We start from the raw sequence: 23,006 nt of genomic DNA, 5'->3' as shown, positions 1-23,006 counted from the left end.
TCTTCGCCCGGCACCGGGTCGCCTGACACCCACCGGACTGCATGGGGAACTCTCCCCATGCGGTGGTATTCCGGTACGCGGTTAGGATGATCAGGTGCGCCGAGCGGCCCGAGGCCGTTCGGCCCCAGTCGAGCACGGACCTGTGGGGGGAACACGGAATGAAGGCGCTGTCCTGGATGCGCGCGCGACCGAAGACGCTGGCGTCCGCCGCCGGCGTCACCGTCGGTGTGATCGCGATCACCACCATGGCCTTCACCTACGAGGGCTTCCCGACCACCAAGGTCGACCTGAACGACGGCGGCGTCTGGATCACCAAGACGTCGAGCCTGCTGGTCGGCCACTTCAACCACGAGTCCACGGTGCTCGACGGCGGCCTGCGCACCACGGGTGAGAACTACGACATCCTGCAGGATGCCACCAACATCCTCGTCGTCGACGAGAGCGCCTCGACGATGACCGCGGTCGATCCCGCCCGCGTCGCCCTCGGCGATTCGGCCGCGATCCCCACCGCCTCCAAGGTCGCTCTCGGCAACCGCACCACCGCGATCCTCGATCAGAAGACGGGCGAGCTCTGGGTCGTCCCTGTGCAGGGCGTGCCCGGGTTCGAACCCGAGGTGCAGGACCCGGTCGCCGAGCTCGGCGCCGACGCCGACGTCGTGGTCGGTACCGACGGCACCGTCTACGGTCTCTCGGCCGAGCGGGGCGAGGTCGTCACGGTCCCCGTCGACGCCGAGGGTGAGGCGGGCGACCCCTCGGCCGCCAGCGTCGGCGAGATCGACACCTCCGCACGGCCCACCATCACCGTGGTCGGCACGACCCCGGTCGTGCTCGACGCCGCGGCCGGCATCGTGACCTCGCCCGGCGGCTTCCGCGCCGAACTGCCCGGTGCGAACGAGGCGGTGCTGCAGCAGGCATCCGCAGAGACGGATGCCGTCGCCATCGCCACCCCGGACGCCCTGGTGCGCCTGCCCTTCGACGGCAGCGAGCCGAGCACGACCCAGGCCGGGGGCACCGGAACTCCCACCGCGCCGGTCTGGCTGCGCGGCTGCACGTACGGCGCCTGGGCGGGGACGGCGACGTTCATCCGCGAATGCCCCGGTAGCACCAACGACGTCAACGCGACGGTCGAGGGCGCCGAGGAGTCGCAGAGCCTGGTGTTCCGCGTGAACCGCGACGTCATCATCCTCAACGACGCCGTCGGCGGTGCGGCCTGGCTGGCCGACGAGAGCCTGCAGCGCGTCGATAACTGGAACGACCTCACCCCGCCCGAGGGCGAGACCGAGAACGAGGACGACTCCACCGAGGAGACCGTCGAGACGACTCTGCCCGAGCGCAAGGAGGAGAACACCCCTCCGATCGCCGAGGACGACTCGTTCGGCGTGCGCCCCGGTGTCACGACCATGCTCCCGGTGCTCGACAACGACAACGACCCCGACGGCGACGTGCTGGTCGCCACGCTGGTCGAGGCGCAGCCGTCGATCGGAGAGATCCAGCAGGTGCAGAACGGGGGTTCGCTGCAGATCGCCGTCGCAGAGGATGCGAAGGGCTCGGCGACCTTCACCTACGAGGCCGACGACGGTCGGGACGGCAAGGACACGGCGACCGTCACCCTCACGGTGTACGACGAGAGCATCAACACCGCTCCGGTGCCCAAGCGCAAGACGAGCCTCACGATCGAGACCGGCGGCACGGTCTCGTACAACATCCTCCCGGACTGGATCGATCCCGAAGGCGACGACGTCTATCTGAAGGACGTCGTCCCCGCTCCCGGTGACGAGGTCGACTTCAGCACCGACGGCCAGATCACCTACAAGGCCACCGCGAGCCTGCAGGGCCGCAAGGAGGTGCAGGTCACGGTCGCCGACGGCTACGGCGAGAGCGCGACGGCATCCCTCACCCTCGACGTGCGCCCCGAGGGATCGACGAAACCCAAGACCAACGCCGATCACGTGGTGACCCGCGTCGGCGAGCAGGTCACGATCGCCCCGCTCGCGAACGACACCAGTTCGGGCCGCGAGCCACTGCGCCTCGGCCGCGTGAGCGAGGTGCCCGGCGCCACCGTGCTGCCCGACGCCCCGAACAAGACGTTCACCTTCAGCGCCGACAAGGCCGACACCTACTACGTGCTGTACCTCGCGACCGCCGGTCCCGAGAACGGCGAGGGCATCGTGCGCGTCGACGTGCTCGAGGCGACCGAGACCGATCTGCCCCCGGTCGCCGTGCGCGACGTCGCACTTCTGCCCACCGGTGGCGACGTGCTCGTGGGTGTGCTCGCGAACGACGTCGACCCCGCGGGCGGCATCCTCGTCGTGCAGTCGGTGTCGATCGAGGAGGACTCCGGCATCTCGGTGTCGGTCATCAACCACGAGACGCTGCGCATCACCGACCAGGGTGCGCTGACCGATCAGGCGCGCATCACGTACCGCATCTCGAACGGCTCGAAGTCGGCCGAGGGCGAGGTCGTGGTCATCCCGATCCCGGCGCCCGACAAGTTGCTCCAACCCGTCGTGAACGACGACACCGCGACCGTGCGCGCGGGTGACGTCGTCACGATCCCGGTGCTCGACAACGACACCCACCCGAACGACGACGTGCTGCACGTCGTGCCCGAGCTCGTCGAGCCGCTCGTCGATCCCGAGGACGGCGAGGCCTTCGTGTCGCAGGACACGGTGCGCTTCAAGGCCGGCCCGGTCGCGAAGACGGTCTACCTGACCTACGAAGCCGTCGATTCACGTCAACAGAAGGACGCCGGCTACGTCACCATCCAGATCCTGCCGGTCGACGAGGAGACGAACGCCGCTCCGCGCCCGCAGGACCTCGTGGCGCGGGTGCTCGCCGGGTCGACCGCCAACATCGCGGTGCCGCTCGACGGCATCGACGCCGACGGCGACTCGGTCGAGCTGATCGACATCGCCTCCAACCCGACCAAGGGCCGCATCACCGAGACCGCGCAGAACTACTTCACCTACGAGGCCTTCGACGGCTCGGCCGGTGTCGACGTGTTCAAGTACCGGGTGCGCGATCGCCTCGGCAAGGAGGGTATCGCGACGATCCGCGTCGGCATCGCCCCCGCCGAGAAGGTCAACCAGGCACCGTATGCGGTGAAGGATGCCGTCGTCGTGCGACCCGGTCGTGAGATCGCCGTGCCCGTGATGGAGAACGACTCCGACCCCGAGGGCGACAAGATCGTGCTGGTCGAAGACGGCCTCGAGGTGCCCACCGAGACGGGCATCGAAGCGCGCGTCTCGGGCGACCGCGTGCTCGTGCAGGCGCCGGATCGTCCGCTCGAGACCTCGCTGCAGTACACGATCCGCGACACCCGCGGCGCGACCGCGACCGCCGCGCTGCAGATCACGGTCGACGACGACGTGCCGCTGCAGGCGCCGATCGCCCGCGACGACCGCGTGCGGCCCACCGACCTCACCGAGGGGACGATGGATGCCGACATCGACATCCTCGCGAACGACGAAGACCCCGACGGCACCACCGACCGGCTCGAGGTGACCCTCGGCGAGGGCGCGACGCAGCTGGAGAACGGGATGGTGCGGGTCACCGTCACCGAAGAGCTCCAGCTCATCCGCTACACCCTCACCGACCAGGACGGCCTCGAGGCATCCGCGTTCATCTTCGTGCCGGCCGAGTCCGACCTGCGCCCGATCCTCGACTCCACCGAGCCGCTCGAGGTCATGAGCGGCGAGACCAAGGAAGTGCCGCTCGCCGACTACGTCACGGTCGCCGGCGGCGGGACGGCCCGCATCACCGAGCACGCCCGCGTGAGCGCCGTGCACGCGAACGGCGCCGACCTCGTGCAGGACGAGACCACGCTGGTCTACACCTCGGCCGACGGCTACTTCGGGCAGGACGCGCTCACCTTCGAGGTCACCGACGGCACCGGGCCCGACGACCCCGAGGGGCGCAAGGCCACGTTGAGCATCCCGATCAACGTGCTGCCGCCCGACAACCAGCAGCCCGAGTTCATCGGCACCGAGATGGTCGTCGCCGCGGGCGAGGACCCCGTGAGCCTCGATCTCGTGCCGCTGACGACCGACCCCGATCCCGAAGACGCCGGCGTGCACACGTACAAGTACGTCAGCGGCGCGGGCGACGGCATCAGCGCGCGCATCGATGGACAGGAGCTGCTCGTCGAGGCGGGCTCGGATGTCGCGAAGGGCACGGTCGCCTCGCTCAAGCTCGAGATCTCCGACGGCACGACCGACCCCGTCGAGGGCACGGTGACGGTGCGCGTCGGGGCATCGACGCGTCCGCTCCCGGCCGCCAACACCGACACGATCTCGGAGGCCGACCAGGGCAAGAGCATCACGGTGCCCGTGCTCGCGAACGACTTCAACCCGTTCCCCGAGACGCCGCTCAAGCTCATGAACGCGTCGACAGAGTCGGGGTCGGGCGGTGCCGAGGTGCAGGGCGACGAGGTCGTGGTGACTCCCGCCGCGGACTTCGTCGGCACCATGGTCGTGCGCTACCGCATCCAGGACGCCACGAAGGATCCCGACCGCGAGGCCAACGGCCAGATCATCGTGACCGTGCAGGGTGTGCCGGATGCCCCGGGCACCCCCACGGTGTCGAGCGTGCAGGATCGCACGGTCGTCGTCTCGTACGGCGCACCGTCGAACAACGGCGCCGAGATCACGAAGTACACGGTGCGCTCGGTGACCGGAAATCCGTACTCGAAGGAGTGCGGCTCGACGACCTGCACCCTCGACGGCCTCACCAACAACGTCGAGTACTCGTTCCAGGTCACGGCCACCAACCGTGTCGGCGAGTCCGAGCCCTCGGGCGGTTCGGCGATCGCGCGTCCGGACGCGCGCCCCGACACCCCGAACCCGCCGACCCTGAAGTTCGGCGACAAGTCGCTCGACGTGAGCTGGCAGACGCCCACCACCCCGGGGTCGCCGGTCGAGAGCTACACCCTCGAGATCTCGCCCGCCCCGCCGTCCGGCGTGACGCAGAAGCAGGTCACGGGCAACTCCATGACCTGGGAGGGCCTCGAGAACGGCGGTAACTACCAGGTGCGCGTTCAGGCCCACAACCGCGCGCCCGAGCCGTCGAGCTGGAGCGGATGGTCGGCATCCGAGATCCCGGCAGGACCCCCGATGCCCGCCGCCGCGCCCACGACCGCCGAGATCCAGGGCGTCGGCAATCAGGCGCAGATGCAGGTCTCGTGGGAGCCCGGCAGCGCCAACGGCGACGCGATCGACTCCTTCCAGCTCGAGGTGTGGGAGGGCAACACCCTCCGCAACACCCTCACTCCGAATGCCGGAGCGCGCACGCAGGCGGTCACGGTCTCGACCTCCGAGACGCCGTACACCTACCGCATCCGCGCGATCAACAAGGCGGGCTGGGGTGAGTGGAGCCCGATGTCGGCGCCGCGCCGTGGCGTCAACAAGCCCAGTGCGCCGTCGTTCTCGTCGGTCACCGACGGCGACCGGGCACTCACGCTCGCGTGGACGCAGGGTGCGCGCAACGGCGCCCGTGAGAACGAGGTGCAGTACCAGTACTCGCTCAACGGCGGGGGGAGCTGGGCAGGCATCCCGGGCAACAACGTGATCTCGGGCCTCACCAACGGCACGACCTACAACGTGGTGCTGCGCGCGGTCGCCACCGTCGACGGCACGACTTACGCCAGCGATGGCTCTGCCACGCGGTCGGGCCGTCCCTACGGGCCGCTCAGTCAGCCGGGGCTCTCGACCCGCCAGAACGCGACGAGCGTCACGTTCGAGTGGAACGGCAACCAGTCGATGAACGGCCGCGAGCTGAGCTCGGTGCAGATCCGGATCGACGGCGGCGGATGGGAGGGCGTCGGCGCGACCGGCTCGCGCACGGTCGGCAACGGCTACAGTCAGCAGCACTCCATCACGGTGCGCGTGACGGACTCCGCCGGTCAGACGATCGAACGATCCGCCAGCGAGACCTCCGGCTCGAAGCCGCCGCCCAAGGCCTGGGTGACCTCGAGCGGCAACGCGAACGGCCAGCCCAACTGCAACGACGGCACCTGCTCGTACTTCTACGTCACGATGCGCGACTTCCCGCCCAACAAGACGATGTACCTGCAGTGCGCGAGCAACGCTCCCGCACCGTACGGCGGCACGTTCGGCGGCCGCAACGTCACGACCGACGGCAACGGCAACTACGAGGAGCGGATCGGCTGCTACCTCGGCATGCGCCGCGGAACGATCGAGGCCTGGGTCGTCATCGACGGCACGGCCTACGAGCACAGGGTCTGGCAGTGATGCCGCACCACGCCCCCGCACACGAAGACACCCCACGAGAACAGGGAACGACACACTCATGACCATGACTCCCGAGCAGGCCACCTGGTTCCAGGGCACCTTCCACCGTCTCGTCGAGAACGTCGACAAGGCGGTGCAGGGCAAGCAGGAGATCGTCGGCCTGGTGATCTCCGCGATGCTCGCCGAGGGGCACGTGCTGCTCGAGGATGCGCCGGGGACGGGCAAGACGAGCCTCGCGAAGGCTCTCGCCGCCACCGTGCAGGGCACCAGCGCGCGCATCCAGTTCACCCCCGACCTGCTGCCGTCCGACGTGACCGGCGTGACGATCTACGACCAGCAGCAGCACCGGTTCGAGTTCCACAAGGGGCCGATCTTCGCGTCGATCGTGCTCGCCGACGAGATCAACCGCGCCTCGCCGAAGACGCAGTCCGCACTCCTCGAGGTCATGGAGGAGTCGCGCGTCACCGTCGACGGCGTCACGCACGAGACCGGGCGCCCGTTCCTCGTCATCGCGACGCAGAACCCCATCGAGCAGGCCGGAACCTACAAGCTCCCCGAGGCCCAGCTCGACCGCTTCCTCATCAAGACGTCGATCGGCTACCCCGACCTCGCCGTCACCGAGAGCATCCTGGCCGGGGCATCCGACCGCAACCCCTCCGCCGGCCTCGGCGCGGTCATCACCACCAGCGCGGTCGCCGATATGGCCGACCTCGCCGCCACCGTGCACGTCGAGCCCGCCGTGCTGCGGTACACCGCCGAGCTCGCCGAGGCGACCCGCACCGACTCGGCGACCCGCCTCGGAGTCTCGGTGCGCGGGGCGATCGCGATGATCCGCATCGCGAAGGTCTGGGCCGCCGCCCACGGCCGCCACTTCGTGCTGCCCGACGACATCAAGGTCCTCGCCCGCCCCGTCTGGCAGCACCGCATGCTGCTCGACGCCGAGGCCGAATTCGCCGGAACGTCGAGCGAGACCGTGATCGCGCGGGTTCTCGACTCCGTGGCGGCCCCGCAGGCGCGAACGGCGGCCTGATGACCACGGAGGCCCTGCAGAGCACGCACCCCACGATCGACCGCGACGCCGGCTGGCGCGACATCGCGGCGGTCTTGGCTGTGCGGATGCTCGCGCGCCTCCGTCTCATCGCGCAGGCGGTGCGCCCGCTCGCGTGGGTGCTCATGGGCCTGGCGGTCGGATTCTGGATCCTCGGGCAGGTCGCCGGGTGGGCGGAGTTCACGATCACCGCCCTCGTCATCGCGATCGTCGTCGCGCTGTGCGCTCTGTTCCTCATCGGCCGCACGGCCTACGACGTCTCGCTCGACCTCGCCCGCACCCGGGTCGTGGTGGGAGAGCGGGCGATCGGCGCCCTGAAGCTCGCCAACCTCGGAACGCGCGCCATCCTGCCCTCGCGCGTGGTGCTGCCGGTGGGGTCGGGACGAGGAGAGTTCGGCATCCAGCGCCTCGCCCCGGGAGCCGAGGCCGAGGAGCTCTTCGCGATCCCGACGCAGAAGCGCGGCGTCGTGAAGGTCGGTCCGGTGAGCGTCGTGCGCGGCGATCCGCTCGGCCTCTTCGAGCGCGCCCGCCGCAGTGACGACCCGGTCGACCTGTTCGTGCACCCGCGCACGATCCTCTTCGACGGTCAGTCGCTCGGCTTCCTGCGCGACCTCGAGGGGATGCCGGCGGCCGACCTGTCGCGCGACGACGTCTCGTTCCACGCCCTCCTCGAGTACCAGCCCGGCGACGACCTGCGTCACGTGCACTGGAAGTCGACCGCCCGCACCGGCACCATGATGGTGCGGCAGTACGAGGAGACCCGTCGTTCGCACTTCGTGATCGGCCTCTCGCGCTCGACCGGCGACTACGCCCGTGACGAGGACTTCGAGCTCGCGATCTCGGCCGCCGGATCGATCGGCCTGCGCGCGCTGCGGGATTCGCAGCGCGTCGACATGCGGGTGCAGGGCAGGGAGCTGCCCTCGAGCACCGGCAAGCAGCTGCTCGACTCGCTCTCGGCCGTCGAGAACTCCAAACCCCGCGAAGGCGGCATCGCCGAACTCGCCGGCGTGCTCGCCGCGAGCATGCCGCTCGCCAGCATCGTCGTGCTGGTGTGCGGATCGAAGGTGCGCACCGAAGATCTCCGGCTCGCGTGCGCGCGCCTGCCCTTCGGCGCGCGGGTGCTCGCGATCGTCACCGACTCCACGCTCTCCTCGCCCGAGCTGCGGCGCATCGGCGACGCCGACGTCGTCACGATCGGCGCGCTCGAGCAGATCCCCCTCGCCCTGCAGAAGGTGCTCGCATGACCGCGCCCGCGATCCCGGCTGCGCCGACCGCCCTTCCGCTGCGCCGCTGGATCCTCGATCTCCTCGCCACCGCCCTGCTCGTCGGCGCGATACTCCTCGGCTTCTGGCCGACCTTCGCCGGCGGGTCGTTCCTGCCCGCGGCGATCGGCGGACTCCTCCTCGGCCTGGCGGTCGCCGGCGTCTCGGCCTGGCGTCGCTGGGGCATCCTGATCATCACCGGTCTCACGATCGCGGTGTATTTCGTCTTCGGTGGGGCGCTCGCGTTGCCCGGCACGACCATCGCCGGTTTCGTGCCCACGCTCGAGACGCTCCAGAAGCTCGCGCTGGGCGTGGTGACGTCGTGGAAGCAGATGCTCACGACCGTCGCCCCGGTCTCGGCCGCCGACGGCCACCTGCTCGTACCGTTCCTGCTGGCCCTCGTGGCGTCGACCGTCACGGCCTCGCTCGCTCTTCGGCTGTCGAACGTGGCCTGGGCGCTGATCCCCGCGGGCACGCTGCTCGTGCTGGTGATCGCGCTCGGCACTCCCGAGGCGGCGTTCCCGCTCGTGCAGGGACTCGTGTTCGCGGTCGTGGCCATCGCCTGGATGGCACTGCGTCAGCTGTGGGCCCCGCAGAACTCGGCCGTCTCGGTGAGCGAGGTCGACCCTTCGCGTGCCGCCCACATGCGCCTGCGCCGTTTGCTGGCCGGAGCGGCCGTGCTCGCGATCGCCGCGGGAGCGGGCATCGCCTCGTCGGCCATCGCCGCTCCCGCCGAGACCCGCCACGTGTTCCGCGACGTGATCATCCCGCCGTTCGACATCCGCGACTACCCGAGCCCGCTGCAGGCGTTCCGCAAGAACGTGCGCGACGAGAAGGTCAAGACGCTCTTCACCGTGCGGGGCCTGCCCGAGAAGGCACGCATCCGCATCGCGGTCATGGACCAGTTCGACGGCATGGTCTACAACGTCACCGATGGGGGACCGGGGTCGTCGAGCGCGTTCACTCCGCTGCGCTCCGACATGTCGCCCGAGGCCGAGGGGATCCCGGTCACGCTGCAGGTCGAGATCGCCGAGTACGGCGGTGTGTGGGTTCCGGATGCCGGTGCGGTCTCCGAGATCGAGTACACGGGCGACCGCGCCGAAGAGCTGCGCCGCGGCACGTTCTACAACACCGAGACCGGCACCGCAGTGGCGACGCCTCGGCTCACGGCCGGCGACACCTACACGGTCGACACCGTCATCCCGAACGAGATCGACGACGACCGGCTCGCCGAGGTCGAGTTCGGCAACGTCACCCAGCCCAAGCAGAGCAACGTGCCCGAGGAGCTCACCTCGCTCGCGGCCGAGACGGTCGCGGATGCCGAGTCACCGATCGAGCAGGTGCGGGCGCTCGAGACGATGCTGGCCGACGGCGGGTTCTTCAGCCACGGCCTGGAGGGCGAGGTCATCTCGCGCGCCGGCCACACGGCCGAGCGCATCTCGACCCTCGTGGGCGGCGACCAGATGATCGGCGACGACGAGCAGTACGCCGTCGCGATGGCTCTGCTCGCCCGCGAGGTCGGCATCCCCGCACGCGTCGTGATGGGGTACTACCCCGACGAGGAAGACGCGAAAGCCGCCGAGTTCGCCGCCACCGGCGACGACGTCCACGCCTGGGTCGAGGTGAACTTCGAGGGCGTGGGCTGGCTGCCGTTCAACCCGACTCCTCCCGAGGACCAGGTGCCGAACGACCAGAACACCAAGCCGCGCGTCGATCCGAAGCCGCAGGTGCTGCAGCCGCCGCCCCCGCCGCAGGAGCCGGTCGATCTGCCCCCGACGCTGCCCGATGACCGCAAGTCCGAGGACGAGACGCTCAACATCCTCGGCATCCTGGGCACGATCCTCGCGATCGGCGGCATCACGCTCGCGATCCTCGCCATCCTCGCCTCGCCCTTCATCGTGATCGGCGCGTGGAAGGCGGCCAAGCGCCGTGCGCGTCGCAGCGCCGCGCGCACCTCCGACCGCATCAGCGGCGGCTGGGACGAGCTCACCGATCGCGCGACCGACTACGGCGCGCGGATCGCTCCGGGAGGCACGCGCGTCGAGGACGCCGCGACCGTCGTCGCCACGCTCGATGTGCCGAAGGCGGCCGCGCTGGCGCAGCGGGCGGATGCCGAGATCTTCGGCCCGACCGATCCGACGCCCGCCGATGTCGAGGCGTTCTGGAGCGAGGTCGACGACATCGTCGGAGGCCTGGGCAAGGAGGCCGGCTTCTGGCGGCGCTGGAAGGCGCGGGCGAATCTGCGCTCGCTCCTCGGCGGAACGGCTCTCTCGCACGGCTTCCAGAACCTGAAGGATGCCGCTGCCGCCCGCGTCGCCGATTCCTCGGACGCGCGCGCACGCCGCGAACCTGGCACCATCGAGAACAACGACCGCACCACCGCCCCCGAGAGCGAGAACCCATGACCCAGCTCCCCTTCGGTCAGATCGCCCCGATCTCCCGACGCGCGGTCGCGTACCTCATCGATGCGCTGATCGCCGGCGGTCTGGCGATCGTGCTCAGCGTGGTGCTCGGCATCGCCACGGCGCTCTCGGGTGGACTCGAGGCGTCGTTGCTCACCGTGACCATCGGCGGGCCGCTCGTCGGCCTCGTGCTGCTGGGCTGGTTCGTGGTCTACACGAACATGCAGGCCGGTGCGGGCTCCATCGGTATGCGCGCACAGGGCCTGCGCCTCGTGTCGGAGACCGACGGGTCGTCGATCGGCTTCGGCCGCGCTCTGCTGCGCAACATCATCTTCGGTCTCGCCGCCGGCATCGTCGTGGGATATTTCACGCCGCTGTTCGACGGATCGGGTCGCTTCCAGGGATGGCATGACAAGGTCGGCCGTTCGCTCGTGCTCGACGCCCGCGCCGAGGGCGGGATCGTGCCGATCGCGGCACCGGCGACCACGGCGATGCCGATCGTCGACGGTGCGTCGCCGACGTCCCCCGCGCCGACCGCTCCGTCGCAGCCGCCCGCGATCCCGGGTCTGCCCCACCCCGGATCGTACGGGGCGCCGCATGCCCCGGCCCCGCACGCGTCGGCCCCGCACGCGGGGGTCTCGCCCTACGCACCGCCGGCCGCTCCCGGTCAGTCGCCCGCTGCTCCTCCCGCCGCCGCGGGGGTTCCGCAGAGCCCGCCCGCTCCCGCCGAGGCCTACGCGCCGTCGGCGCCCGTGTTCCCCGCCCCGGCGACGCCGGTGGCACCGGCCGCGCCGATCGGCGAGGGCGGCGACCTGATCGCCTTCGTCCCCGGCGTGACGCAGGATGCTCCGCCCCGCCCGCCGCAGCCCCAGGCCTCGGCCCCCGCCGAGCCCGAGCCCGTCGCCCCGGCATCCGCGCCGACGCCGCCCGCGCCCCCGGCACCGGTCGCCGCACCGGCGCCTGCCGCGCCCGCCCCGGCCGCGCCGGCGGCGCCAGCCGCACCGGCGGCGCCCGCCCCGGCACCGCTCATCGACGACCCCGACGTCGAGTCGACCCGCATCAGCATCCCCGGGCACCGTCTCGTCTTCACGTGGGACGACGGCACCCGCGTGTCGGTCTCGCGGCGCACGGTCTTCGGCCGCAACCCCTCCCCGGAGGAGGGGGCGGCGACGGTCGCGGTGCGCGACGAGACGCTCTCGCTGTCGAAGACGCACTTCGAGGCCGCCGCCGAGACCTCGGGCGGATGGGTGCTCGATCGCCACTCGACCAACGGCACCACGATCGTGCGCGAGGGCCAGCGCATCGCCTGCCCGCCCGGTCAGCGCGTGCCGATCCGGCTCGGTGACGCGATCGAGATCGGCGACCGCATCGTCACGGTCGGGGGCTACGCATGAGGCCCGGACTGGTCGTCTCGTCGGGCGCGGCGACGCACGCGGGTCTGCGCCGACCGCTCAACGAGGACGCCTACCTCGCCACCTCGCCCGTGTTCGTCGTCGCCGATGGCATGGGCGGGCATGAGGCGGGGGAGCGCGCGAGCGCGGCCGTCATCGCCGAGTTCGCCTTCTCGATCGGGCGCGCGGCGCTCGAACTCGACGACGTGCGCCGGGCGCTGGCCACTGCCCGCGAGCGTGTCGAGGAGCTGTCGACCTCGGGCAACGGCCGTGCGGGCACGACGCTCAGCGGTGTCGTGATCGCCGATGTCGACGGCATGGGCTACTGGCTCGCGGTGAACATCGGAGACTCGCGCACCTACCGCTTCGCCGACCGCGAGCTCGAGCAGATCACCGTCGACCACTCGGTCGTGCAGGAACTCATCGAGGCGGGCGAGCTCACGCCGCTCGACGCACTCACCGATCGTCGGCGCAACATCATCACCCGGGCGATCGGCGCCTCCAGCACCGGCGACGCGGACTACTGGATGTTCCCGGCCGAGCTGGGCGATCGGATGCTGGTGTGCTCCGACGGCCTCACCTCGGAGGTGTCGGACGAGCGCATCCGCGACATCCTCGGCACGACGCCCGACCCGCAGCGGGCTGCCGACGCGCTCATCGAGGCGGCCGTGGCCGCCGGCGGGCGCGACAACATCACCGTCGTCATCGCCGATGCCGTCTCGGTCGCCTCGCGCCCGGGCACACTGCTCGCCACCGACGACGACATCGACATGAACACGCGTCCGCGTGAAGCCGCAGCAGGAGGGGGTCGCTGATGCAGACCATCTATCGCCCGGGCCAGTGGAATCTCATCGTGATCCCCGGCGCGCTCGTCGCGCTGCCGCCGGATGCCCCGACCGAGGTCGTGTCGACCCTCTGGGAGCGGCTCCCCGCGCACAAGACGCTGGCGACGGTGGTCGACGTGCTCACGACGCAGGCGGGCGGGTCGTTCACCGCGCTGCCGCCGTTCGTCGCGGCGGTCGCCGAGGGCGCCGATGTGCGCATCGCGCTGCGCGGCGGGGTCGCCGCCCGCGTGACCGCGGTCGACGGCGCGCACGAACTCTCCGGGGCCGAGGTGACGACGTGGAGCGAGCGCTTCATCGGCGGGGCCACGCGCATCGAGATCACCGTCGAAACCGTGGAGGGCGACGCGGGGCTGCCGGTGCATACCGGCATCGTGCGCGCGGCCGCGGTGAGCGCCGATCTCGAATCCGACGACGCCGCTCCGCTGACGGGTGCGCTCGGGCCGGCGCCGGTCGTCGTCGCCACGCACGACGGTGCCTCGGCCACGGCACTCGCCGCCGCCCCGGTGCCGCTCGCCCTGTTCGGAGGCGCAGCGCTCGGCGGTGCAGCGCTCGGCGGTGCAGCGCTCGGAGCGGATGCCGCCGTCAGCGCCCCGCTCGTCGGTGACGTCCCGGTGCCCCCGGTCGTGACGCCCCCGGTCGTGACGCCACCGCCCGTGCCCTCGGCCGTGACGCCTCCGGCCGCGCCTCCCGTGGCTGATGCCCCCGTGCCTGATGCTCCCGTGGCTGAGCCGCCGGTCGCGCCGGTGACCGAGGAGATCCCCGAGCAGTCCTCCGACTCGGCTCCTCTGCCCGTCATCGAGGATGCCACCCTGGTGCCCACCGAAGACACGATCACCCCCGACGACGACGACATCTTCGACCAGCTCTTCGGGGCGACGGTGCACACCGCACCGGCGCCGGCCGATGCCCCGCCGGTGCCGCCGCTCCCCGCCCAGGGCGACCACGACGGTGCGACGATCTCGGCCGCCGAACTGCGCGCCCTGCGGCAGCAGCCCGCCTCGGCCGACGAGACGCCGACGGCCGTGCTGCCCGTCGCGGGAGCATCCGACGGCCCGACCATCGGTCGCCTGCGGGTGTCGAGCGGACAGGTCGTCGAACTCGATCGCACCGTGATCATCGGGCGTCGTCCGCGCTCCACACGGGCCAGCGGGGCGAGCCTCCCGCACCTGATCGCGGTCGAGAGCCCGCAGCAGGACATCTCCCGCAGCCACCTCGAGGTGCGTCCCGAGGGCGACACCGTGGTCGTGATCGACCTGCACACCACGAACGGGTCGACGCTGCTGCGTCCGGGCGCCGACCCCGTGCGCCTGCACCCGGGGGAGCAGACGCTCGTGCTCACCGGCGATGTGGTGGACCTCGGCGACGGGATCACCGTCGCCTTCGAGGACCTGCCGTGAATCGTCGCCCGTCACCGCCGCCCGTCCTTCCCGGCTTCACCTACGTGGAGCCGCTGGGCACGGGCGGCTTCGCCGACGTCTTCCTCTACGAGCAGGAGATGCCGCGCCGCCGGGTCGCAGTGAAGGTGCTGCTCGCCGACCGCATCTCGAGCGGGTCCGCCCAGGAGTTCGCCGACGAGGCCAACGTCATGGCGATGCTCTCGACGCACCCCGCGATCGTCACGATCTACCAGGCCGGTGTCGCGGGCGACGGCCGCCCGTACCTCGTCATGGAGTACTGCCCGCGCCCGAACCTGCAGCTGCGCGCCCGCAAGGAGCCGTTCTCGGTCGCCGAGGCGCTGCGCGTCGGCGTGCAGGTCGCCGGCGCCGTCGAGACGGCGCATCGCGCCGGGGTGCTGCACCGCGACATCAAGCCCGCGAACATCCTCGTCACCGAGTACAATCGCCCGGCCCTCACCGACTTCGGCATCGCGTCGACCACCGGTGCGACGACCGAGGCATCCGGCATGTCGATCCCGTGGTCGCCGCCCGAGTCGTTCGCCGAGCCGCCCACGAGCGGCCCGCGCACCGACGTCTGGGCACTCGGAGCGACGCTGTTCACGCTGCTCGCCGGGCGCTCGCCGTTCGAGCGACCGGGTGAGCGCAACTCCAGCGCCGACCTCATCGAGCGCATCGAGCGCGCGGCCCTGCCGCACCTCGGCCGACCCGACTCCCCGGAGAGCCTCCAGCGGCTGCTCGAGCGGGCCATGGCGAAGAACCCCGACGACCGGTTCCCGAGCGCGGTCGCGTTCGCGCGGGCATTGCAGAAGGTCCAGATCGAGCTGTCGCACTCGGTCACCCCGATCGACATCGTCGACGAGCATCCCTCCGCCGAAGAGCTCGAAGACGACGACGACGGTCTGACCCGGGTGCGCGAGGTCGTCAGCATCGACCCCGACATGGCCACGTCGACGCGGCCCTCGGCCACGACGCAGCGCCACATGCCGCCGCGCACGCCGGAGGTGCCCCGCTTCGACGCGCCGGTCGTGCCCTCGGCGTTCGAGCAGACCCAGCTGCGTCCCTCGGCCGTGCCGGTGCCCCCGCCCGTCCCCGACGACGAGCACACGCTGCTCCGCGCGCCGCAGGTGGTCGCGCCCGAGACCCCGGCGTTCGTCCCGGCTCCGCCGACACCCGGTTCCCCGGCGGCTCCCGCACCCGCGGCGACGAGTGCACGGCGCTCGCGCACGGGTCTCTGGATCGGTCTCGCCGCCGCAGCGGTGGTGCTCGTGATCGGCGGAATCGTCGGACTCAACCTGCTCGTCGCGGGTCTCGAGCCCGAACCCGCCCCTCAGGCATCCGAAGACGCGCAGCCGCAGGACGTCGTGCCGGACGTGGTGCCCACGCTCGCCGCGCCGACCGGCACGCGGGAGGGCTCGACCGTCACGTTCACCTGGACGAACCCCTCTCCGCAGGAGGGCGACAGCTACCTCTGGCACCAGGTGCGCCTCGACGATGTCGGCGAGCAGAAGCAGACTGCGGAGACGACGGTGCAGGTCGAGAGCCCGGCGGGCGATATCGTGTGCATCGAAGTGATGCTTCGGCGCGAGGACGGAAGAGCCTCGGAGCCGGTACGGGGGTGCGTGGAGTGAGCGGTACGACCGGAGTGACCGTCGAGTTCGCCGGGGAGTACTTCCCCATCGAGCGCGGGGGACGATTCATCGTGGGGAGGGAGGGGGATCTCGAGCTCGACGACAACCTCTTCCTGCACCGGCATTTCCTCGAGATCACGGATGCCGACGGGCTGTGGTGGCTGTCGAACGTCGGCACACGGCTGACGGCGACCGTGACCGATTCGGCCGGCGGGGTGCAGGCCTGGCTCGCGCCCGGGGCGCGGTTGCCCCTGGTGTTCGAGAAGACCACGGTGGTCTTCAGCGCGGGGCCGACGACCTACGAGCTCACCCTGCACGCCGCCGAGCCCGCGTTCCGCGCGACCCGGCGCGACCATGACGACGGCGGTGCGTCGACCATCGGGGACGTGCCCCTGACCCTCAGCCAGAAGCTGCTGATCCTCGCGCTCGCCGAGCCGCAGCTGCGCCGCGACGGCACGGGTATGAGCGACATCCCCACGTCGGTGAAGGCCGCCGAGCGCCTGGGCTGGACCGTCACCCGCTTCAACCGCAAGCTCGACAACGTGTGCGACAAGTTCGACCGTGTGGGCGTGCCCGGTATGCGCGGAGGGCAGCGCAGCTTCGCCACCAACCGCCGTGCCCGCCTCGTCGAGCACGTGATCGCCTCGCGCCTCGTCAGTCGCGAGGACCTCCCGTTGCTCGACATCTCGCACGCCGACGAGGTCGAAGGGGAGCAGGAGTGATCTGGGAGATCGACGACGGCGCGTCCGTCGTCGAGGGTCTCGACGCGCACGGACGCCCGGATCCCGCCTACGCCGCCTCGCTCGGGCTGCTGCCCGCGCGCAAGGGATCGCGCGTGCTCGCCTCGCTCCTCGAGGCGGCCGTCGCCGTGCTCCTCGCCCTGCCCGCCCTCATCGTGCTGCCTCCGATCCTCGCCGACATCGCCTCCGGCGGGTTCGACGTCGATGCGTTCTTCGCCCGGGGCGACCTGGTCTGGGTGATCGTCGCGCTGGCCGTCTCGCAGGTGCTGACCCTGGCCTACGTGATCGTGCAACTGGTGATGCACGGGCGAAAGGGTGTGACGCTGGGCAAGGCGGTGTGCGGCATCCGCTCGGTGAACGTGCGCACCCTCGAACGCCCGAAGTTCTGGCGCGGAGCGGTCGTGCGCTACCTCGTCGCCTCCGCCTCGCTCATCGTGCCCGTGATCGGCCCGGTGCTCGTGATCGCCCTGTCGCCGCTCTTCGACATCGAACGTCGCGGGCGCGGGTGGCTCGACCTCGCCGCCGGCACCTGGTTCGTCGACGTGCGCCGGGGCCTCAACCCCTACGACCAGAAGCGCATGCGCATCGCCCGCAAGAGCGTCAAGATCTCGGAGCACGAGGAGAAGGCGCCGCTGCCCTCGCTCGCCACCCCGGTCGACCGTGACGCCCCCGCCGAGTACGTGCCGAGCGCGCGTCTCTCCGGCGGGGTCATCGGCGCGCATCGGTCGCAGACGCCGCAGCCGGAGAAGACGGATGCCGCCGCTCCGGGCTCGATGGTCGCGGCGGTGCCGCCGTCGCTCGCGACCGGCGCCCCTCCCGCGTTCCCGGTCGCCCCGGCCGCAGCTCCCGCTCCGGCCGTGCCCTCGCCCGCACCGCCGGCCTCGGTGCCGGCCGGGCCCGTCGTGGCACCGCCCCAGGCGCCGGCGGCCCCCGCTCCGGGACCCGCCGTCGCGCAGCCCGCACCCCCGGCGCAGGTCGAACCCGGCCCCGCGGTCGCGGCCCCGGCGGCGCCCGCTCCGGCATCGCCTTCTCCGGCAGTGCCCGCTCCGGCATCCGTTCCCCGGGCCGACGCCGGCGACGGCATCCGCGCCGTGCTCGTGCTCGACTCGGGCGCGCGCGTCGAAGTGCGCGGAACCACGCTGTTCGGCCGCGCGCCTGCCGCTGCGGCGGGCGAGGGGGAGGCGCAGCTGATCCCCGTTCCCGATGAGACCCGGTCGGTCTCGAAGACCCATGTGGCCGTGATGCCCGCGCGCCGCGGTGTGTTCGTGGTCGACCGTGCGTCGACCAACGGGAGCGCGATCATCCGCGACGGGGCCGAGACGCCGCTCGTCGCCGGGCACCCCGCCGAGCTGCGCACGGGCGACACCGTGCGCTTCGGCGACCGCACGATGCGGGTGGAACACGCATGACCGGGGCCGAGTGCCCCACCGCCGGAAGACGTGAGACGCGCCCCGGGCGCGGTGAGGATCGACGATGAGAGTCAAGCTGACCCTGCGCCGCCCGGCGGCGCCCCTGACCGACATCGTCGTGATGGCCGACTCGACCGCGACCGTGGCCGACGTCGCGCGCCAGATCGCGTCGACCGATCCGACCCGCAGCATCCCGGCCTCGCCGGCCGACGTGCTCACCCTCTCCGTCGCCCCGCCGACCAGCGAGCAGCTCACCATGCTCACCCCCGACCTCCTCGTCGGTGATGCCCCGATCGGTTCCGGCTTCCTCGCCGAGGTCGTCAACCTCGGCCCGAACCGGGCGTCGGTCGGCACCGCCGGCGCGCGCCCCGCCGCCGTGCTCACGGTGGTCGCCGGCCCCGCGCAGGGCCAGGAGTTCGCCCTGCCCCTCGGGCATTTCCTCATCGGTCGCGACGCCGCGAACGACGTGACGATCGCTGATCCGCTGGTCTCGAAGCGCCACGCGCGCATCGAGGTCGCGACGACCTTCGTCGAGATCGTCGACCTGAACTCCGCCAACGGCATCCTCGTCGACGGCGGCCTCGTGCAGCGCCTGCGCGTGATCCCCGGCCAGCGCTTCACCCTCGGCGACTGCGAGTTCGTCGTGCACCTCGTGAGCGACTTCGACGGCTCGGCCGCCGGCGACCCCGTGCTCGAGCGCGGGGGCGCGCTGCTGTTCAACCGCAGCCCGCGGGTCGAGGCGCGATTCACCGGCGAGGAGCTCGACGAGCCCCGCTACCCCCGCGACCAGGTGCAGCGGCTTTTCCCGTGGCCCATGCTGGTCGCGCCGATCCTGCTGGGCGCGGCGATCTTCGCGATCAGCGGCAACCCGCGCTCCCTGCTCATCGTGTTCATGTCGCCGTTGATGATGTTCGGAAACTTCATCTCGCAGAAGACGAACCTCGGGCAGCGCCTGCGCAAGGAGGTCGAGAAGTTCGAGGAGAACTTCGAACGCCTCGAGGAGAAGCTCTACCTCGCCCAGCCGCGAGAGCGCGAGGTGCGCCAGAACGAAGTGCCCGCCGTCGCGGTCGTGTTCGACGAGGCGATGCGACTCGGCCCGCTGCTGTGGACCCGTCGACCCGAGCACTGGAACTTCCTGGCCGTGCGGTTGGGGAGCTGTACCGACGAATCGCGTACGCGCATCAAGCGCTCCGACATTCCCGAAGCGCTGCCCGAGTACATCGAGCGCGTGGACCGCCTCGAGGAGCGGTACAAGATGATCGACGACGTGCCGATCCTCGAGTCGCTGCAGAGCTCGGGATCGATCGGCGTCGCCGGCCCCACCTCGCTCGCCAGCGATGCGCTGCGGGGACTCGCGGTGCAGCTGTTCGGGATGCACTCGCCCAACGAGCTCGTCGCGGTCGCCCTCACCGAGCCCGGGTGGGCGAACGAACTCGACTGGCTCAAGTGGCTCCCGCACACCTCCAGCGAGCGCAACCCGTTCAAGGACGTCGCGCTGGCCGACTCGGCCTCGACGGGCACGGCCCTGCTCAACGGCCTCGAGGAGATCGTGCTCCGCCGCTCGCGCGAGGCGAAGTCGCAGCGCCCGCCCTACGGTGACGACTGGGACCCGATGTACTACGGCACCGACGTGAAGCGCGCCGCCGAGGAGGCGACGTTCCCCGGTCAGACCGCGATCCTGGTGATCGTCACCAACGACGCCCCGGTCGACCGCGCGCGCCTCACGCAGATCCTCGAGCGGGGAGCGGATGTCGGCGTCTACGGGCTCTTCGTCGCCCCGGTGGTCGAGTCGCTGCCGGCGGCGTGCCGCTCGTTCGTCGACGTCAGCGCCGGCCTCGAGCACGCGCGGGTCGGCACGGTGCGCAACGGTGTCGCCTACGAGGACGTGCGCGTCGAGGGCGTCTCGCACGCGTACATGACGATGTTCGCCAAGCGTCTCGCTCCGGTCGTCGACTCGAGCACCGTGATCGAGGACTCCTCCGACATCCCGAACTCGGTGATGTTCCTGTCGCTCGTCGGCAGCGAGCTGGCCTCCGACCCGAACGCCGTGATCGACCGCTGGCGTCAGAACAACACCATCCTCGACCGTTCGGGTGCTCCGCAGTCGCGCCTGAAGAAGGCGGGCAACCTGCGCGCCATCATCGGGCAGTCGCAGACGGATGCCATGACCCTCGACCTGCGCACGCAGGGGCCGCACGCCCTCGTCGGTGGAACCACCGGCGCCGGTAAGAGCGAGTTCCTGCAGGCCTGGGTGCTCGGCATGGCGGCGGCGCACAGCCCCGACCGGGTGACGTTCCTCTTCGTCGACTACAAGGGCGGTTCGGCGTTCGCGGACTGCGTCGATCTGCCGCATTGCGTGGGCCTGGTCACCGACCTGAGCCCGCACCTCGTGCGCCGTGCACTCACCAGCCTGCGTGCCGAGCTGCACCACCGCGAGCATCTCTTCAACCGTAAGAAGGCGAAAGACCTCCTCGAACTCGAGAAGCGCCGCGACCCCGAGACCCCGCCCGCCCTCGTGCTCGTGATCGACGAGTTCGCGGCGCTCGCCGGAGAGGTGCCCGAGTTCGTCGACGGCGTCGTCGACATCGCGCAGCGCGGTCGCTCCCTCGGCATCCATCTGATCATGGCGACCCAGCGGCCCGCGGGTGTCATCAAGGACAACCTGCGTGCCAACACCAACCTGCGCGTGGCCCTGCGCATGGCCGACGAGTCGGATTCGAAGGACGTCGTCGACGACCCGGTGGCGGCGTCGTTCCCGCCCTCGCTCCCCGGTCGCGGCATCGCGAAGACCGGCCCCGGTCGTCTCGTACCGTTCCAGTCGGCGTACGCCGGCGGCTGGACGACCGACGAGGTGCAGCAGGCCGAGGTCAAGGTGGCCGAGCTGCGGTTCGGATCCATCCAGACGTGGGAGGCCGACCAGGCGCCCGAATCCGACTCGCACGACGAGGACCTCGGCCCGAACGACCAGAAGCGCATCGTCTCGTCACTCGTCGCGGCATCCTCGATCGCCGGCATCCCGGCCCCGCGCCGCCCCTGGCTCGACGACCTGGAGCGCGCGGTCGACATCCGCGACCTGCCGGTGCTCGGTGACGGGCAGATCCTGCTCGGCAAGATGGACGTGCCCTCCCGGCAGATGCAGGAGCCCGCGTACTTCGTGCCCGACAAGGACGGCTCGCTCCTCGTCTACGGCACGAGCGGCTCGGGCAAGTCGACCGTGCTGCGCACCGTCGCGATCGCGGCCGGGTTCCACGCCGGGCACTCCGACGTCGAGGTCTACGGCCTCGACTTCGGGTCGGGTGCGTTGAAGAGCCTCGAGATCCTCCCGCACGTCGGATCGATCATCGGCGGCGACGATGCCGAGCGCGTGCAGCGCATCCTGCGCTCGCTCGCGCGGGTGCTCGACGATCGCGGCAAGCGCTTCAGCGCCGCGAACGCCTCGAGCCTCACCGAGTACCGCGAGATCACCGGGTCGCGCGAGCCGCGCATCCTGCTGCTCATCGACGGCTTCCCGCAGTTCCGCAGCGAGTGGGAATCGACCACCGCGCGGATGCCGTTCTACCAGACCTTCATGCGCATCCTCGGCGAGGGGCGCCCGCTCGGCGTGCACGTGATCGCGAGCGCCGACCGCTCGGGTTCCGTGCCGACGGCGGTCAGCGCGAACGTGTCGCGCCGCGTGGTGCTGCGTCTCTCCGACGACTCCGGCTACGCGATGCTCAACGCCCCGAAGGACGTGCTCGACGAGACGTCCGCCCCGGGCCGTGCCATCGTCGACGGCCTCGAGACGCAGATCGCGACGCTCGGCGGCACCCCCAACGTGGCCGAGCAGACCAAGCTGCTCGAGCAGCTCGCGGCCCAGCTGCGCGGAGCGGGGGTGCGCGAGGTCGAGGAGATCGGCGCGCTGCCCACCCGCCTCTCGGTGCGCGATCTGCCCGATCGCCTGGGCGAGTTCCCGGTGCTGGGTGTGGCGGAGGACACGCTCGCCGCACGCGACTTCGATCCTGTCGGCACGTTCGTCGTGGCCGGTCCGCCGCAGTCGGGCAAGACCACGGCGCTCAAGGGGCTCATCACGTCGATGCGGCGGCTCGACCCGACGGTCAAGCTGTTCCACTTCGGCGGACGTCGGGCGCAGCTCAAGGGGTACGCCGACTGGACGCGCAGCGCCACCACACCCGAGGAGGCGAAGGAGCTCGCGAAGGAGCTCGTCGAGCTCGTCGCCGACGAGTCACTGGGCATCCGCATCCTCATCGTCGTGGAGGACGTGCCGCAGTTCGCCGACTCGCCCGCCGAGCGCGACATGAAGGCGCTGTTCCAGGCGATCAACCGCAGCGACCACCTCATGATCGGCGACGCCGACGTGACGCAGGTCACCAGCGGCTTCGGGTTCATCGGCGACTTCAAGGCCGGCCGCAAGGGCATCATCCTCAAGCCCGACTCGTTCGACGGCGACGCGGTGTTCAAGGTGCCGTTCCCGAAGGTCAAGCGCACCGACTTCCCCGAGGGTCGTGGCATCTTCGTGCAGGCCGGTCGCCAGGTCACGGTGCAGATGCCGCTCGTCGAGGGCGACCGCGTCGGCTGAGCTCCCGTCTGCGGCGGCATCCGGTCGGGAGAAAACCCGGGGCGGATGCCGCCGCTTCGG

Annotated in this window: 11 protein-coding genes; all 11 read left to right on the top strand. The window is 71.2% G+C overall.

Annotation, left to right across the window (positions count from 1 at the left end):
• Nucleotides 1-158: 158 nt before the first annotated feature.
• The 11 genes from WFJ97_RS07805 to WFJ97_RS07755 all read left to right on the top strand — a co-directional run bounded on the left by WFJ97_RS07805 (nucleotide 159) and on the right by WFJ97_RS07755 (nucleotide 22,946).
• Nucleotides 159-6,248 (top strand): Ig-like domain-containing protein, encoded by a 6,090-nt coding sequence (locus tag WFJ97_RS07805; protein WP_336641052.1) that lies wholly within the window; start codon nucleotides 159-161, stop codon nucleotides 6,246-6,248.
• Nucleotides 6,249-6,306: 58 nt separating this feature from the next.
• The gene (locus WFJ97_RS07800) at nucleotides 6,307-7,278 is read left to right on the top strand and encodes an AAA family ATPase (protein WP_336641051.1); all 972 of its coding nucleotides are present in this window, start codon (nucleotides 6,307-6,309) and stop codon (nucleotides 7,276-7,278) included.
• Complete coding sequence (locus WFJ97_RS07795; protein ID WP_247632990.1) at nucleotides 7,278-8,540, top strand: DUF58 domain-containing protein; 1,263 nt, start codon at nucleotides 7,278-7,280, stop codon at nucleotides 8,538-8,540. Before WFJ97_RS07800 ends, WFJ97_RS07795 begins: the two co-directional genes overlap by 1 nt.
• A complete protein-coding gene (locus WFJ97_RS07790; RefSeq protein ID WP_336641050.1) occupies nucleotides 8,537-10,963 on the top strand; it encodes a transglutaminase family protein in 2,427 nt (808 codons plus the stop codon). The genes WFJ97_RS07795 and WFJ97_RS07790 overlap by 4 nt, the downstream gene beginning before the upstream one ends.
• Entirely contained in the window at nucleotides 10,960-12,354 is a 1,395-nt protein-coding gene (locus WFJ97_RS07785; RefSeq protein WP_336641049.1) for an RDD family protein, read from the top strand. The genes WFJ97_RS07790 and WFJ97_RS07785 overlap by 4 nt, the downstream gene beginning before the upstream one ends.
• On the top strand, nucleotides 12,351-13,166 hold the full coding sequence (locus tag WFJ97_RS07780) for a PP2C family protein-serine/threonine phosphatase (protein WP_247623538.1): 816 nt from the start codon (nucleotides 12,351-12,353) through the stop codon (nucleotides 13,164-13,166). Before WFJ97_RS07785 ends, WFJ97_RS07780 begins: the two co-directional genes overlap by 4 nt.
• Entirely contained in the window at nucleotides 13,166-14,593 is a 1,428-nt protein-coding gene (locus WFJ97_RS07775; protein ID WP_336641048.1) for an FHA domain-containing protein, read from the top strand. Before WFJ97_RS07780 ends, WFJ97_RS07775 begins: the two co-directional genes overlap by 1 nt.
• Complete coding sequence (locus WFJ97_RS07770; protein ID WP_336641047.1) at nucleotides 14,590-16,221, top strand: serine/threonine-protein kinase; 1,632 nt, start codon at nucleotides 14,590-14,592, stop codon at nucleotides 16,219-16,221. The genes WFJ97_RS07775 and WFJ97_RS07770 overlap by 4 nt, the downstream gene beginning before the upstream one ends.
• A complete protein-coding gene (locus WFJ97_RS07765) occupies nucleotides 16,218-16,943 on the top strand; it encodes a hypothetical protein (RefSeq protein ID WP_372491565.1) in 726 nt (241 codons plus the stop codon). Before WFJ97_RS07770 ends, WFJ97_RS07765 begins: the two co-directional genes overlap by 4 nt.
• Entirely contained in the window at nucleotides 16,940-18,370 is a 1,431-nt protein-coding gene (locus tag WFJ97_RS07760) for an RDD family protein (protein ID WP_336641046.1), read from the top strand. The genes WFJ97_RS07765 and WFJ97_RS07760 overlap by 4 nt, the downstream gene beginning before the upstream one ends.
• Before the next feature lie 64 nt (nucleotides 18,371-18,434).
• Nucleotides 18,435-22,946 carry an FtsK/SpoIIIE domain-containing protein gene (locus WFJ97_RS07755; protein ID WP_336641045.1) on the top strand — a complete coding sequence of 1,504 codons (4,512 nt, stop codon included), beginning with the start codon at nucleotides 18,435-18,437 and terminating at the stop codon, nucleotides 22,944-22,946.
• Nucleotides 22,947-23,006 lie beyond the last annotated feature (60 nt).

Source organism: Microbacterium sp. USHLN272 (genome assembly GCF_037149655.1).
Classification (GTDB): Bacteria; Actinomycetota; Actinomycetes; order Actinomycetales; family Microbacteriaceae; genus Microbacterium; species Microbacterium galbinum.
Note: the sequence above shows the minus strand (reverse complement) of the source record. Positions and strands in the feature narration are given on the sequence as shown.

Coding starts and splice junctions, on each gene's coding strand:
- WFJ97_RS07795 (WP_247632990.1), top strand. CDS start 7,278: ATGACCACGGAGGCCCTGCAGAGCACGCACCCCACGATCGACCGCGAC.
- WFJ97_RS07780 (WP_247623538.1), top strand. CDS start 12,351: ATGAGGCCCGGACTGGTCGTCTCGTCGGGCGCGGCGACGCACGCGGGT.
- WFJ97_RS07790 (WP_336641050.1), top strand. CDS start 8,537: ATGACCGCGCCCGCGATCCCGGCTGCGCCGACCGCCCTTCCGCTGCGC.
- WFJ97_RS07800 (WP_336641051.1), top strand. CDS start 6,307: ATGACCATGACTCCCGAGCAGGCCACCTGGTTCCAGGGCACCTTCCAC.
- WFJ97_RS07775 (WP_336641048.1), top strand. CDS start 13,166: ATGCAGACCATCTATCGCCCGGGCCAGTGGAATCTCATCGTGATCCCC.
- WFJ97_RS07805 (WP_336641052.1), top strand. CDS start 159: ATGAAGGCGCTGTCCTGGATGCGCGCGCGACCGAAGACGCTGGCGTCC.
- WFJ97_RS07755 (WP_336641045.1), top strand. CDS start 18,435: ATGAGAGTCAAGCTGACCCTGCGCCGCCCGGCGGCGCCCCTGACCGAC.
- WFJ97_RS07785 (WP_336641049.1), top strand. CDS start 10,960: ATGACCCAGCTCCCCTTCGGTCAGATCGCCCCGATCTCCCGACGCGCG.